This is a genomic window from Rhizorhapis suberifaciens (genome assembly GCF_014200045.1).
Lineage (GTDB): Bacteria > Pseudomonadota > Alphaproteobacteria > Sphingomonadales > Sphingomonadaceae > Rhizorhapis > Rhizorhapis suberifaciens.
In genome coordinates this window covers 25,600-39,582 of the sequence record NZ_JACHOV010000007.1, presented here as the reverse complement: position 1 = coordinate 39,582, position 13,983 = coordinate 25,600, and the positions used below count along the sequence as shown (strand labels likewise).

16 protein-coding genes are annotated in these 13,983 nt (G+C 57.7%); 11 read left to right on the top strand and 5 right to left on the bottom strand.

Going from position 1 to position 13,983, the window contains the following annotated elements; all coding sequences use genetic code 11:
• Positions 1-43 precede the first annotated feature (43 nt).
• The 11 genes from HNQ99_RS09900 to HNQ99_RS09850 all read left to right on the top strand — a co-directional run bounded on the left by HNQ99_RS09900 (position 44) and on the right by HNQ99_RS09850 (position 9,027).
• The gene (locus HNQ99_RS09900) at positions 44-490 is read left to right on the top strand and encodes a GFA family protein (protein ID WP_184475497.1); all 447 of its coding nucleotides are present in this window, start codon (positions 44-46) and stop codon (positions 488-490) included.
• A gap of 55 nt (positions 491-545) precedes the next feature.
• Positions 546-1,238 (top strand): alpha/beta fold hydrolase, encoded by a 693-nt coding sequence (locus tag HNQ99_RS09895; protein WP_184475647.1) that lies wholly within the window; start codon positions 546-548, stop codon positions 1,236-1,238.
• A gap of 105 nt (positions 1,239-1,343) precedes the next feature.
• Positions 1,344-3,161, top strand: coding sequence for a M2 family metallopeptidase (locus tag HNQ99_RS09890; RefSeq protein ID WP_184475496.1), 1,818 nt, complete (start codon positions 1,344-1,346; stop codon positions 3,159-3,161).
• 140 nt (positions 3,162-3,301) lie between these two features.
• Positions 3,302-3,799: an FxDxF family PEP-CTERM protein gene (locus tag HNQ99_RS09885; RefSeq protein WP_184475495.1), complete on the top strand. Its 498-nt coding sequence runs from the start codon at positions 3,302-3,304 to the stop codon at positions 3,797-3,799.
• Positions 3,800-4,019: 220 nt separating this feature from the next.
• On the top strand, positions 4,020-4,448 hold the full coding sequence (locus tag HNQ99_RS09880; RefSeq protein WP_184475494.1) for a rubrerythrin family protein: 429 nt from the start codon (positions 4,020-4,022) through the stop codon (positions 4,446-4,448).
• Positions 4,449-4,584: 136 nt separating this feature from the next.
• On the top strand, positions 4,585-5,913 hold the full coding sequence (locus HNQ99_RS09875; protein ID WP_184475493.1) for a heterodisulfide reductase-related iron-sulfur binding cluster: 1,329 nt from the start codon (positions 4,585-4,587) through the stop codon (positions 5,911-5,913).
• Between the two features lie 13 nt (positions 5,914-5,926).
• Complete coding sequence (locus tag HNQ99_RS09870) at positions 5,927-6,517, top strand: DUF3501 family protein (RefSeq protein WP_184475492.1); 591 nt, start codon at positions 5,927-5,929, stop codon at positions 6,515-6,517.
• Positions 6,518-6,686: 169 nt separating this feature from the next.
• Positions 6,687-7,235 carry a TspO/MBR family protein gene (locus tag HNQ99_RS09865; RefSeq protein WP_184475491.1) on the top strand — a complete coding sequence of 183 codons (549 nt, stop codon included), beginning with the start codon at positions 6,687-6,689 and terminating at the stop codon, positions 7,233-7,235.
• Between the two features lie 34 nt (positions 7,236-7,269).
• The gene (locus HNQ99_RS09860; protein WP_184475490.1) at positions 7,270-7,530 is read left to right on the top strand and encodes an accessory factor UbiK family protein; all 261 of its coding nucleotides are present in this window, start codon (positions 7,270-7,272) and stop codon (positions 7,528-7,530) included.
• A gap of 157 nt (positions 7,531-7,687) precedes the next feature.
• A complete protein-coding gene (locus HNQ99_RS09855) occupies positions 7,688-8,194 on the top strand; it encodes a type III secretion system chaperone family protein (RefSeq protein ID WP_184475489.1) in 507 nt (168 codons plus the stop codon).
• A gap of 8 nt (positions 8,195-8,202) precedes the next feature.
• On the top strand, positions 8,203-9,027 hold the full coding sequence (locus HNQ99_RS09850; RefSeq protein WP_184475488.1) for a pyrroline-5-carboxylate reductase family protein: 825 nt from the start codon (positions 8,203-8,205) through the stop codon (positions 9,025-9,027).
• Between the two features lie 36 nt (positions 9,028-9,063).
• On the opposite strand, the gene phoB is transcribed toward HNQ99_RS09850, so the two are convergent.
• From phoB to pstC, 5 genes are read right to left on the bottom strand one after another with little or no spacing between them, the layout of a single operon-like run.
• On the bottom strand, positions 9,064-9,759 hold the full coding sequence (gene phoB, locus HNQ99_RS09845) for a phosphate regulon transcriptional regulator PhoB (RefSeq protein WP_184475487.1): 696 nt from the start codon (positions 9,757-9,759) through the stop codon (positions 9,064-9,066).
• Between the two features lie 5 nt (positions 9,760-9,764).
• Positions 9,765-10,472 (bottom strand): phosphate signaling complex protein PhoU, encoded by a 708-nt coding sequence (gene phoU / locus HNQ99_RS09840; RefSeq protein WP_184475486.1) that lies wholly within the window; start codon positions 10,470-10,472, stop codon positions 9,765-9,767.
• A 20-nt stretch (positions 10,473-10,492) separates the two neighbouring features.
• Entirely contained in the window at positions 10,493-11,290 is a 798-nt protein-coding gene (gene pstB, locus HNQ99_RS09835; protein WP_407692315.1) for a phosphate ABC transporter ATP-binding protein PstB, read from the bottom strand.
• Positions 11,291-11,292: 2 nt separating this feature from the next.
• Positions 11,293-12,588, bottom strand: coding sequence for a phosphate ABC transporter permease PstA (pstA, locus tag HNQ99_RS09830; RefSeq protein ID WP_246414888.1), 1,296 nt, complete (start codon positions 12,586-12,588; stop codon positions 11,293-11,295).
• Positions 12,581-13,960, bottom strand: coding sequence for a phosphate ABC transporter permease subunit PstC (pstC, locus tag HNQ99_RS09825; RefSeq protein WP_184475485.1), 1,380 nt, complete (start codon positions 13,958-13,960; stop codon positions 12,581-12,583). The genes pstA and pstC overlap by 8 nt, the downstream gene beginning before the upstream one ends.
• Positions 13,961-13,983 lie beyond the last annotated feature (23 nt).

Here is a 13,983-nt window from a genome sequence, read left to right as displayed (position 1 = left end):
AGGATGATTCTGGACTTCCGGCAGCGGAGTCGAGGAGGCGGTTATGGCCAAGAAAATGATGGGCGGGTGCCAATGCGGCCGCGTACGCTATGTTGCGGAGGTAGAGCATGAAGAGGCCTATCTTTGTCATTGCCGAATGTGTCAGCAGGCGACCGGCGCTGTCTCCATAGCGTTCAAGAATGTACCGCGATCCGCCGTCACATGGGAAGGCGAGGGGCCCGATTGGTATCAAAGCTCCCCCATCGCGCGGCGACCCTTTTGTTCACATTGCGGCACCCCGCTGGGCTTTGCTTTTCTGGAAGGACCCAATGTCGATCTGACAGTGGGCAGCTTCGATGAGCCGGGCTATTTCCGTCCGGTGCATCATTTCGGGGCTGAAAGTATGCATGAGGCATGGCTCGACACGACCAACCTCCCGCGCTACCGGTGTGATGAAAATGAGGCCCTTGTCGAACGGTGGATGAAGAGTGTCGGTAAACTTCCCGATTGAACCGCATAGTTATTCGTTCCGCTCCTTTGATGGAACGCAACTGCGCGTGCACGAAATGGGGAAGGGGCGTACGTTGCTTCTGCTGCATGGGTTGTTCTCCAGCGCCTATGTGAACTGGATCAAATATGGCACAGCCCACCATGTAGCCTCAGCTGGATTTCGGGTCATCATGCCCGATCTCCGTGCACATGGCGAAAGCGCGGCACCCCATGAAGCCGCGGCCTATCCGCAGGATGTGCTGATCAAGGACGTCAGGGCGCTGATCGCTTCTCTGAAGCTTGAAGATTTTGATATTGGCGGGTTCTCCCTTGGCGCTCGGACTACGGCAAAGCTTCTGTCGCAGGGTCTGCAACCTGGGCGGGCGATCTTGTCCGGAATGGGACTGGAGGGGCTTTCCGGCTGGGCCCAGCGCCGGGATTTCTTTTTGACCGCAATTGAGAGGCGCGCAAGTGTCGAACGCGGCGATCCGTACTGGATGGCGGTGCAGTTCATGAAGACGATGAAGATCGATCCCGTTGCGGCGGCGCTGCTGCTGGACACGTTCGGCGACGTGCAGCCTGTGGAAATAGCAAAGATCAAGACTGAGACGCTTGTGCTTTGTGGGCGCGAGGACAGGGACAATGGTTCTCCGGTGGCGCTGGCCGACTTGTTGCCTCATGGTCAGCTTAAGGAAATTCCCGGCAACCATATGAATTGCGTCACAATGCCGGAAATGGGCCAGGCAATAGTGGATTTCCTAGCCGCTTAACTGTCATTTCTGCCAAAGCGGCGAGCCCTTATGCTCGCTTGACCGCCTTGGCTGCGTTTGACACTAATCCTTCATGAACAATTCGGCTGAAAAGGACCGATAATCATGCAGTTCGTTGTTTCTTTGGCCGCCCTTGCCGCTGCTCTCCTTTCCGCACCCGTTGTGGCCGCTCCCGCGCCCGCCAAGCCCACAGCCGCTGAGGCCGAGGCCTTCGTCGCGACGGCGGAAAAGGCGCTGTTCGACTATTCGGTGGATGCTTCCCGAATGAGTTGGATCAACGCCACCTATATCACCGATGACACCGATGCGCTGGCGGCAAAATTTGGTGCGCAAGGAACCGAAATGGCGGTGCGCTTCGCTCTTGAGGCGGCGAAATATGAAAAGGTGGCGGGACTGTCCCCCGATGTGAAGCGAAAGCTGGACATTCTGCGCGGCGGGCTTGTCCTGCCGGCGCCCACGACTTCGGGCGCAGCGGCGGAACTGAATAAGATCGCTACCAAGCTGCAATCCTTCTATGGCAAGGGCAAAGGCACGCTTAATGGCAAGCCCATCAACGGCAGCGATATCGAAGCCGAAATGGGTACGAACCGCAATCCGGCGCAGCTTCAGGAAATGTGGGTAAGCTGGCACGACAATGTCGGCGCGCCGATGAAACAGGATTATGCGCGCCTGGTGGAGATCGCCAATAAGGGCGCTGTGGAACTTGGCTATAAAGATGTGGGCGCAATGTGGCGGTCGCAATATGACATGCCTGCCGATGAGTTCGCGGCGCTGACCGATAAGCTCTGGAAACAGGTCAAGCCGCTTTATGACGAATTGCACTGCTACACCCGCAGCAAGTTGAATGAAAAATATGGCGCGAAGGTGCAACCTGACACAGGACCCATCCGTGCAGACCTGCTCGGCAATATGTGGGCGCAGGAGTGGGGCAATGTCTATGACATCGTTGCCCCCAAGGGTGCAGGCGATCTGGGCTTCGATACCACGCAATTGCTGGTGGCCAAGGGCTATGATCCGGTCAGGATGGTGAAAACCGGAGAGGGCTTTTTCTCTTCGCTCGGCTTTGCTCCGTTGCCGGAGACCTTCTGGCAACGATCAATGATTGCGAAGCCTCAGGACCGCGAGGTTGTGTGTCACGCCAGCGCCTGGGATATCGATAATAAGGACGATCTGCGGATCAAGATGTGCACCAAGGTCAATGGTGACGACTTTGTCACCATTCATCACGAACTTGGACATAATTATTACCAGCGGGCCTATAATAAAAAGCCCTTCCTGTACCTCAACGGCGCGAACGACGGTTTTCATGAAGCGATCGGCGACATGGTCGCCTTGTCGATTACGCCCGATTATCTGGTGCAGATCGGCTTGCTGGATCGGGCGAAGGTTCCCAGTGAGGACAAGGATATCGGCCTTCTTTTGCGGCAGGCGATGGACAAGATCGCATTCCTGCCCTTCGGCTTGCTGGTCGATAAATGGCGCTGGGGCGTGTTCAGCGGTGCAATCAAGCCGCAAGGCTATAATGACGCATGGACTTCGCTTCGTCTTCAATATCAAGGAATCAAGCCGCCGGTGGATCGCCCGGAGTCGGCATTTGACCCCGGCGGGAAATATCACATTCCCGGCAATACGCCCTACACACGCTATTTCCTCGCCAGGCTGCTCCAGTTCCAATTCTACAAGGCCGCCTGCGATGCGGCGGGATGGAAGGGACCGCTCCACCGCTGCTCCTTCTATGGCAACAAGCAGGTCGGAAACCGGCTGAACGCAATGCTGGAAATGGGAGCCTCCAAACCCTGGCCAGATGCGCTGGAGGCATTTACGGGCAGCCGGGAAATGTCGGGGGAGGCCATGATAGAATATTTCGCGCCGCTGCAGGCTTGGTTGACGCAGCAGAACAAGGGGAAGCAGTGCGGCTGGTAAAGTTCCCCTCAACTATATCCGATCTGGAGAAAACGACGCAATTACAGCTATTTGGTTACTGATCCTTAACTGTTATGAACCGGTCAAAGATAAGGCGTCCGGTCGCAACAGTAATTTCGTTTTCAAACAGGGGATCATATATGAAGAAACTGCTTTTTGCGGCGGCCATGGCTGTGTCGGCGACGGTCGTATCGGCGCCCGCACATGCTGCGGCCGTTATTTCCTTCGACGGTACGACAGGCACGTTCGAGCATTTCAGCATTGCCGGCGGAGCGTTTAGCGATACGCTGAAATTCACCGTGCCTGGAATGGGCTCGGTCGGCGCCACGATTTCGTCCATTGCAGTCAGCTTTCTCAACGATGTGGACTTCACATCGGTTAAACTGAACGGCCAGGATTTTGACATCGCCAGCTTGGGATTGCTTGAATTCCGCTCTCTCAAGGTTCCGGTCTCAGCCGGAGAACAGACATTGGTGATCAACGGCACGTCGGGTGGCAACGGCTCTTATTCAGGGACCCTGGCGTTTGCAGTGCCGGAGCCGGAAAGCTGGGCCATGATGATCGCCGGCTTTGGATTGGCGGGCGTTGCGATCCGGACGCGCAAAAAGCGGGTACGGGTAAAGTTGCTGGCCGCCTAAGCGAATCCGCTCAATTGACTCCGCCGCATTTGCCGATGTGGCGGAGCACTTGCATTGAGAATGAATATCAATTACCATTTAATATTGCTGTACTGATCGCTTTAATCGATCAGTCATATTTAGAAATCCTTTTAGCGCTACCCTACCCGCTGGTCTAATCTTCCATGGCTTCGAAGGTCCGTCTCCTTTGGCGGCGCTTTCAAGTTCAAGGAGAAAAGCCATGGAACTTAATGGTTCAAAGACCGAGGATAATCTGAAGGCTGCCTTTGCAGGTGAAAGCCAAGCAAATCGCCGCTATCTTTATTTCGCGCAGCAGGCCGATATCGAAGGCTATAACGACGTCGCGGCCGTATTCCGTTCCACGGCCGAGGGCGAAACCGGCCACGCGCATGGCCATCTGGAATTCCTCCAATCCGGTGGCGGCGATCCGGCCACCAACATGCCGATCGGAGATACCTCATCCAATCTGAAATCGGCTATCGCGGGCGAGACCCACGAGTATACCGACATGTATCCCGGTATGGCCCGTACCGCTCGCGAGGAGGGCTTTGACGAAATTGCCGACTGGTTCGAAACGCTCGCCAAGGCGGAAAAGAGCCACGCCGGCAAATTCCAGAAAACCTTGGAAGGACTGGAAGCGCTCGCCTGATTTTCTTCCTTTTCCCTTGAGGGGAGAAGAGCAACGGAAGCTGAACCGGGTGAGGGGTGTCGCAATCGGGGCGAAGCTTTTTTGCATCCCTCCCTGACCTCTTGCCCAAAAGGAGAGAGGAGAAAAGGTCACGTCCATGAAAGAAGGCAGCCTTGAAGCGCCGACCCGTCACCCTATCGCGTGGCAGGATGAGGGTTTCTACGATGAAGATGCGCTGGACGCGGAACTGCGCCGCATCTTCGATATCTGCCATGGTTGCCGCCGGTGCTTCAACTTGTGCGACAGCTTTCCGACGCTCTTCGATCTGGTTGACGAAAGCCCCCATGAAGATGTCGAGCATCTGGACAGCAAGGAGTTCAAGAAGGTCGTAGACAACTGCACGCTGTGCGACATGTGCTTCATGGTGAAGTGTCCATATGTGCCACCGCATGAGTGGAATGTCGATTTTCCGCACCTCATGCTGCGCTATCGTGCGGTCGAGCACAAGAAGGGCATGACGGGCTTTGCGGATCGGGAGCTGGCAAAGACCGATCGCAACGGCAAGCTCGGCACTCTTTTCGACGGCCTGGCTAATATGGCGACCAAGGAAGACGGTCCTGCGCGCGGCGTCCTGCAAAAAATGCTGGGTGTCGATAAACGTGCCCATTTGCCCGCTTTCGCCGACACGCCATTTACGAAAAAGGCGGCGCCCCGCATTCCGGCGCCCAATGCTGACGCCCCCGGTTTTGGCAAAAGGGTGGTGCTTTATGCGACCTGCTACGGTAATTTCAACGACCAGACTCCCGGCGAGGCCGCCATGAAGGTACTGGCGCATAATGGCGTGGAGGTCCGGATAGAGCATCCCCAATGCTGCGGCATGCCGAAATTTGAAAATGGCGATCTCGCGGCAGTTTCCGGCGCGGCGGAGCGTATCGCAGAGCATTTCACGCCCTTTATCGAGCAAGGCTTTGACATAGTGCCGCTAACGACGAGCTGCTCGCTGATGCTGAAATTCGAATGGCCACTGCTCAACCCTGGCAATGAAGTCATCAGGAAACTCAGCGCCCACACCTACGACCTCAGCCAGTATATGGTCCTGTTGTCCAGGGAATGCGGCCTTGCTCCGATTGATGAAATGCCTGCCAGCATTGCGGTCCATTTCGCCTGCCATAGCCGGGCGCAGAATATGGGACCCAAGGCCTTGGAGATGCTGAGGCTGATCCCCGGCGCAAAGCCGTTGCTGACGGATCGTTGTTCCGGGCATGGCGGCAAATGGGGCATTTTTTCGAAGAATTTTGACAAGGCCGTAAAGATCGGCCGTCCCGCGGTGCGCAATATGGAAAAGAGCGCCCCCAATTACATGGTCAGTGAATGCCCGCTCGCTGGACAGCATCTGCGCCAGGTCATGGAACTGTCGGGCATGCCAAATGTGCCGGAGCGGATCGGCCATCCCATCGAAGTGATGGCGCGGGCCTATGGACTATAATTGGAGCTAAGAGATGCCCCGGAATCAGCGCATCATCACTGCCGAAGACATTATGGACCTTGGCGCCTATGAAACGATCCGCGCCGAAAAGCGGCAGGAAAATCTGGTCCGGAAACGTTTCCGGCGGCTTTCGGTCGGTCCCTATGTGACAGTGCATTTTGAAAATTGGGATACGATGTGGTGGCAGATCCATGAAATGCTGCGCATCGAAAAAGGCGGCGAGGAGCAGCTAAAGGACGAAATGGCCGCTTACAACCCGATGATCCCGAACGGCCGCGACCTGACTTGCACATTGATGTTCGAAATCGACGATCCGAAAATGCGCGCTCGTGTGCTGGGCCGGCTTGGCGGTATCGAAGATCATATTTATCTCAGCATCGATGGCGAGCGCGTAAACGCTCTGCCCGAGGGTGATGTCGAACGCAGCAACGTGGAAGGAAAGGCGTCGAGCGTACATTTCCTGCACTTCCCCTTCACCGACGCACAAATCGCGGCCTGGAAAAGCGAAAAGGGGCAGGCAATGTTCCACATCGATCATTCGAATTACGGGCATATCGCTATCATCGGACCGGAAATGCGCAGCGAATTGGCTCGGGATTTCTGAGGGAATCGTTGAACATCTCCCTCTTTCCCGTTCGGGTCGAGCGAATTCTGAAGGTTGCAGCCTGTTGAGTAATTGATAACTTTGTCAGACTAGGTCATGGTGGTCTTTGTATTGCGCTGCAATGCAAAGTCTTTTTGTATATGAGGAGCCTCTTGGGGGAGCAGGTCCGATGAATCAGATTGCATCCAGATCGCAGCTTCGCATGTCCTATCTGCGCTGGACTCTGTTCACCGTGCCATTGGTCCTGTTGCTGGGCATCGCTTTTGGCCGAATGTCGGGAAGCGGATATTTGAACCGTTGGTTCGCCGCGCTGGAAAAGCCGGATCTCATGCCTGCAGCCTGGGTTTTTGGCGTTGTTTGGCCGCTATTGTACCTGTTGCTTGGTCTTGCCCTGGCGATGCTGCTCCATGCCAGGGGCGCACGTTTTCGCTGGGGCGCAGTGGCTTCGTTCCTGCTTTTGCTGGCTCTCCTTTTCTCCTGGTCGCCCATATTCTTCGCCGCGCATCAAATTACTGCGGCACTATATTTGATCATCGCGATCTTCGGCCTTGGCATCGTGACAAGCCTGATCGTTCTTCGCGTCCGCCCTGCGGCGGCGGCGCTTATGGTGCCATTTCTTCTGTGGGTCGCCTTTGCCACCTACCTCAATTATGAGATTTGGCGGCTTAATCCTGATGCTGAAAGGCTTGTTGCACCGGCTGTGCATACCCAGATATAGGGCGCTTAGTTTCTCCAGCGCTTTGAGGCCGGACATGCAGACTGAAAATCGTTTTCTTGATGATCTTGCCAAGCTGATCAACGGCGCTGCCGGCACCTTGGCTGGAATGACCCGTGAGGCGGAAACGGCGGCGCGCGAGCGTGCGAAAGAGTGGATTGGCGGTCTCGATTTTGTGAGCCGCGACGAATTTGAAGCCGTCAAGGAAATGGCTGCCAAGGCAAGGGAAGAGGCGGATGCGCTGAAGGCGCGCCTTGACGCCCTTGAGGCGAAGGGCGGCCAGAAAAAATCTCCGTAAAAATAAGACTTAATAAACGCATCGCAGCAATGCCGCGTGAATGGCGGGACAAGTTGTCCACAGTCTTTCCACAGTTTCATTCACAGATCGCAGGGCTTGATCTGTGCACAGCCCCCCAAGACTGTTAATGTCGCCGATGGCGGGCAGGAAGAAAGATATGATGGAAGGCGATGAATTTGAGAGTGGGCGGGACGAAGCCGCACCGATTGACATGCTCGCCGCCTATTTCGAAGCCCATGGCTGGGCCTTCGAGCATGTAGGTGACGAAGAGATCGTCGCAACGACTCAAGGCAGTTGGGCGCAATATGAACTGCGGGCGATCTGGCGAGAACAGGATCAGGTGTTGCAGTTGCTCGCATTGCCCGACATTCGGGTGCCGGAAGAAAAGCGCGCAGCCATCTACGAAACGCTGGGTCTGATCAATGAGCAGCTTTGGCTGGGTCATTTCGAACTGTGGTCGAATAGCGGCCTGGTGCTGTTTCGCAATGGCGCGTTGCTCGGTTCCGGCGAAACGTTAAGCCTGGATCAGGCGCAAACGCTGGTGGAAACTGCTTTGGACGAGTGTGAGCGCTTCTATCCTGTGTTCCAATTTGTCCTTTGGGGCGGCAAGTCGCCACGCGACGCAATTTCGGCGTCTCTCATCGAAACCCGCGGCGAGGCCTGAACGGTTTGATGGCGGCGCAGATTTTTCCCGAAAGCCTGTTTCTTGTCGGCTGCGGCAACATGACGGGACAAATGCTTGCCCGATGGCTGGAATGCGGGCTCAATCCTGCCGACGTCGCGGTCTATCGGCCAAGCGGTCGAGCAGTGCCGGGAGGCGTCAGCGTAACGGACCGTTGGCCCGAAAAACTGCGCGATGGCACTGTGGTCTTACTGGGGATGAAGCCGTATCAGTTGGGCGAGGTGGCGTCCAAAATGGCCGCTATTGCTGGTAAAGATCTGCGACTGGTTTCCATCTTGGCTGGGGTCAAAACCAGCAGCCTGCGCAGCCATTTTTCCGCCTTTGCCGACGTGGTTCGGCTGATGCCCAACACGCCGGTGGGAGTGGGGCAGGGCGTTTGCGCCCTTTACGCCGACAGCCGCACCGGCCCGGCCGTCCGGAACCAGATCGAAGCGCTGATGCAGCCGCTGGGTTTGGCGGAGTGGATTGCCGATGAGGCGCAATTCAATCTGGTGACTGCGCTCACCGGCTGCGGCCCCGCTTATCTATTTCGTTTCATTGACGCTCTGGCGACGGCTGCCGCGCGGCTGGGTCTTTCCTCCGATCAGGCGGAGCGTCTGGCTTTGGCGACCGTCCGGGGCGGTGCCACACTCGCGGTTCAGGCCCACGAGACGCCTGCCATATTGGCGGACCGGGTGGCGAGCCCCGGCGGCATGACCCGTGAAGGCATGAACGTGCTGGACAGGGACGAACGGCTTTTGGCGTTGCTCACCGAAACGCTACGTGCAGCCCGCGACAGGGGTGAGGAGATGGCACGGGAGGCCGATGCCCGATAGGCGGCTTCCCCGCCTTCGCAGGAGCCCCGTTGTCCCTCAGCCTCCATCGGTATCTAGTGCATACCCCGCCGAACGCACCGTCCGGATAATGTCCCGCGCACCATCGACATTGATCGCTTTGCGCAGCCGCCGGATATGCACGTCCACCGTCCGCAGTTCGATATCGCTGTCCCGGCCCCAGACACTGTCCAGCAGCCGCTCGCGTGAGAATACCCAGCCGGGATGCTCCAGAAAATGCTTCAGCAGCCTGAATTCGGTGGGTCCGAGCGGAACCATGCTGCCGCCCCGGCGGACCTTATGCCCAACCGTATCCATTTCCAGGTCCGCAAAGCTTAACGTCTCACCCGCGAGCGCCGGGCGCACACGGCGCAGGACGGCCCCAACCCGCGCGACGAGTTCGCGCGGGGAGAAGGGCTTGGTGACATAATCGTCAGCGCCTGTTTCCAGGCCCCGGACCCGGTCCTCTTCCTCGCCGCGTGCCGTCAGCATGATGATGGGCACATTCGCCGTATCGTTCATCCGGCGCAGGCGGCGGCAAACCTCCAGGCCTGACAAGCTTTCCACCATCCAGTCGAGCAGCACGATATCCGGCGTGCTCTCTTGCGCCAGCAACAGGGCTTCTTCACCATCGACGGTATGGACGACCTCGAAGTCTTCCCTTTTGAAGTGCCATATCAACAGTTCCGCCAGCGCGGCGTCATCCTCGACCAGCAGCATTTTGGCCCGCGCCATATCGCTTATTCCTCGTGCGGTTCCGTTGGATGCTCGCCACGCTCGCGCTCTGGCAAATGCTGGCCGGTGGCGGCGAAATATACCATTTCGGCAATGTTTGTGGCGTGATCGCCTATGCGTTCGATATTCTTGGCGATGAAGAGGAGATGCGCGGATTGCGTGATGTGCCGCGGATTTTCCATCATATAGGTGACGAGTGTTCGGAAGATGCTGTTGTAAAAGTCATCGACCACCTTGTCCCGGCCGCAGACCGCCTCCGCCAAGCTGGCGTCGCGCGCGGCAAAGGCGTTCAGTACATCGTGCACCATCTCTCCTGCCACCTGCGCCATGGCAGGCAGCAATGTGCTGGGCTTGATGCTGCTGCTCTCGGCGATCAGCGGAACGCGCTTGGCGATGTTCTTGGCGTAGTCGCCGATCCGTTCGATCACGCCCACGATCTTCAGTGCGGCGACGACTTCGCGCAGATCGTCCGCCATCGGCGCGCGCAACGCGATCGTCTGCACCACCAGCTTCTCGATCTCGGCTTCCAGCTCGTCGATCTTATGATCATTTGCCACTACATGGGCGGCGAGTCCCAAATCCTTGCGGGTGAGCGCCGTTATCGACTCAGTGATCGCCGCCTCCGCCCTTCCGCCCATTTCGGAGATAAGGCCGCGAAGCCGATCGATATCTTCGTCAAAAGCCTTGAGCGTATGTTCGCTTCCAAGAGCCATGTGTCTTCCTCCTGTTAGCCTTAACCGTAACGGCCGGTGATATAATCCTTCGTCCGTTCCTGACGGGGATTGGTAAAAATGTCGGAGGTAACGCCATATTCCACCAGGGTTCCCAGGTGGAAGAAGGCGGTGCGCTGCGACACGCGGGCGGCCTGCTGCATATTGTGGGTCACGATCACGATGGCGTAGTTGCCCCGCAATTCGTGGATCAGCTCTTCGATTTTCGCCGTGGCGATGGGGTCGAGCGCCGAGCAGGGTTCGTCCATTAGAATGACTTCCGGCTCGACCGCGATGGCCCGGCCGATGCACAGCCGCTGCTGCTGGCCGCCGGAAAGTGCGGTGCCGCTGTCGTGCAGCCGGTCCTTCACCTCTTCCCACAGGCCCGCCCGGCGCAGCGAGCGTTCCACGATCACGTCCAGATCGGCCTTCGATCCCGCAAGTCCGTGAATACGCGGCCCGTAGGCTATATTCTCGTAGATCGATTTGGGGAAGGGATTGGGCTTTTGGAACACCATGCCGACGCGGGCGCGCAACTGTACCACGTCCATGCTGGAAGCGTAGATGTTCTCGCCGTCCAGAGTGATTTCGCCCTCCACCCGCGCATTGGCGACGGTGTCGTTCATGCGGTTGAGCGTCCGCAGGAAAGTCGACTTTCCGCAGCCCGACGGTCCGATGAAAGCGGTTACATTTTCCATGTCCACGTCAATGGACACGTTGTTGATCGCCTGTTTGTCGCCGTAAAAGACGTTTACGTCGCGGGCGGCCATTTTGGATGTCTGAAGCGTGGGCGCTTCCTTGGTTTGGATCATTGTGGTCATAGTTACCAGCGCTTCTCAAACTTGTTGCGGAGATAGATGGCGAGGCCGTTCATGGCGAGCAGGAAGGCCAGAAGGACGATGATGGCGGCCGATGTCTTTTCAACGAAACCTTTGCTGACCTCGTCCGACCAAAGGAAGATTTGGACCGGCAGGACCGTTGCCGGATCAGTTATTCCGCCCGGCGGAGTGGCGATGAAGGCGCGCATGCCGATCATCAAAAGCGGCGCGGTTTCGCCAAGCGCCCGGGCCATGCCGATAATCGTGCCGGTGAGAATGCCGGGCAGCGCCAGAGGCAGGACGTGGTGAAAGACCACCTGGACAGGCGAAGCGCCAATGCCTAGCGCCGCGTCGCGAATGGATGGCGGCACCGCCTTGATGGCATTGCGGCCAGCGATCACAATCACCGGCATGGTCATCAGCGCCAGCGTCAACCCGCCGACCAGCGCGGCAGAGCGCGGCAGGTGCATGATGTTGAGGAAAATGGCGAGGCCGAGCAAGCCAAAGATGATCGATGGCACCGCAGCCAGATTGTTGATCGACACTTCGATCAGATCGGTCCATCGGTTTCGCGGCGCATATTCTTCCAGATAAAGCGCCGACAGCACCCCGATCGGAAAGCTCAACACCAAGGTTACCACCATCGTCAACAAGGAGCCCTTAAATGCTCCCCATATGCCGACCTGCGTCGGATCGGTGGCATCGCTCTCTGTAAGAAAGCCGCCGTTGAAGCCCGTGGACACAAGTCCCTTGGCTTTCAGTTGGGCATAGGCGGCTTCAGCCTCTGAACTGGCTTCGCCCTTTGCGGCGAGATCGATCTGGGTGGATGCTGGGACGGAGATAGCGGTTTCCTGGGTCAATAAGGTCGGATCTGCCTTGATCGCGTCACGCAAAGTCAGCCAGCTATTGGGAGAAATGAGGTTTTCGCCGTCGGGACCCAGCGCTGCTTTCGCGGCCTCCGCGACCACGGCGGGAAGATTGGCGTTGGACAATATCATGTCCGCATTGCCGTCTTTCAGCATGGCGGGATCCACCATGACCGGCGCGGAGCGGAAATCGATTGGAAGGTCGACTGTCGTCTGCGTGAAGCCACGTGCGCCATTGCCGATCATGGTAATGAGCAGGAAAGCCAGGAAGCCTGCCGAGATCAAAATAGCCAGCAGGCCCAACAACTTGAACCGACGCTCCGCAGCATAGCGCTTGCCGATGCGCTGCTGCATCTGCTGCGTTTTCCAGTCGGTGGGAACGCGAGACGTCCCAACCAGGCCCAGGGAGGCGCGCTCCAATGCCATATCAGTCATAGGCCTCCCGGTATTTCTTGACGACGCGCAGAGCGACGATGTTGAGAAGCAAGGTGACGATGAACAGCACCAGGCCAAGCGCAAAGGCGGCGAGCGTCTTGGGGCTGTCGAATTCCTGATCGCCCGTCAGCAACTGCACGATCTGGGTCGTGACGGTGGTTACGCTGGCGAATGGGTTGGCGGTCATGTTGGCAGCAAGTCCTGCGGCCATGACCACGATCATGGTCTCTCCGATTGCACGGCTGACGGCCAGAAGCACGCCGCCAACGACGCCTGGAAGCGCGGCAGGAATCAGGACGCGTTTTATCGTCTCGCTGGTTGTCGCGCCCATGGCAAGGCTACCATCGCGCATCGATTGCGGTACAGCCGCGATACTGTCATCGGCCATGGAGCTGACGAAAGGAATGATCATCACGCCCATCACCAGGCCGGCAGCAAGCGCCGATTCCGACGAGGCGTTGCTGATGCCGATGGCGACGGCGAAGTCCCGTAGCGCTGGAGCCACGGTAAGAGCGGCGAAATAGCCGTAGACAACCGTAGGCACGCCGGCGAGTGTTTCGAGGATGGGCTTCATCCATTTTCGCACGGCAGGCTGGGCATATTGGGTGAGGTAAATGGCGCTCATCAGGCCCAGCGGAATGGCCACCAGCATCGCGATGATCGCGCCGATGAATATTGTGCCCCAGAAAAGCGGTATCGCTCCAAAGGCGTTCTCATGGCCAAAGCCTAGGGCAGCCGATTGCGGGCTCCAATTGGTGCCAAACAGAAAATTGAAAGGCGAAACCATGCTGAAGAAACGAGCGGATTCGAACAGCAGCGATGCGACAATGCCAACGGTCGTCACAATAGCAATCAGCGAAGCGAACAGCAGGGCCATCATGATCAGCCGCTCGACGCGGGTGCGTGCGCGGAAATCAGGGCGGATGCGCGTAAAGGAATAAGCTCCTCCCGCAAAAGCCAGTATCAGCGCCAAAAAAAGCCCTGCGGAATTATATCGAGTCTGGGTTTCGGCATAAAGCGGCACGAATTTCTGCGCGAGCGGATTGAAAGCAGCAGCCTGGCGGTTGTTGGCGATGTTGCGCGCTTCCGACAGGATTGCTCCCCTGGCGAAAGCATCTTCTGGTAGTTCAGCAGCAGTGGGACTGCTCAGCACTGCCTGCGTCACCAGGCCCGGCGACACATTGCTCCAGACGGCCAGAAACAGTAGAGCGGGCAGCGCGGTCCAAAGCGCCACATACCAGCCATGATAATTGGGTAAGCTGTGCAGTCTTTGGTTTCCGCCCGCGCGCAAGCGTGATGCCTTTGCGCGCGCGCTAAGCCAGGCGATGCCGCCAAGACCTACAATCAAGAACAAGATGGCAAGGCCATTCACGCCGCTTTACCCCTAGGCAAATA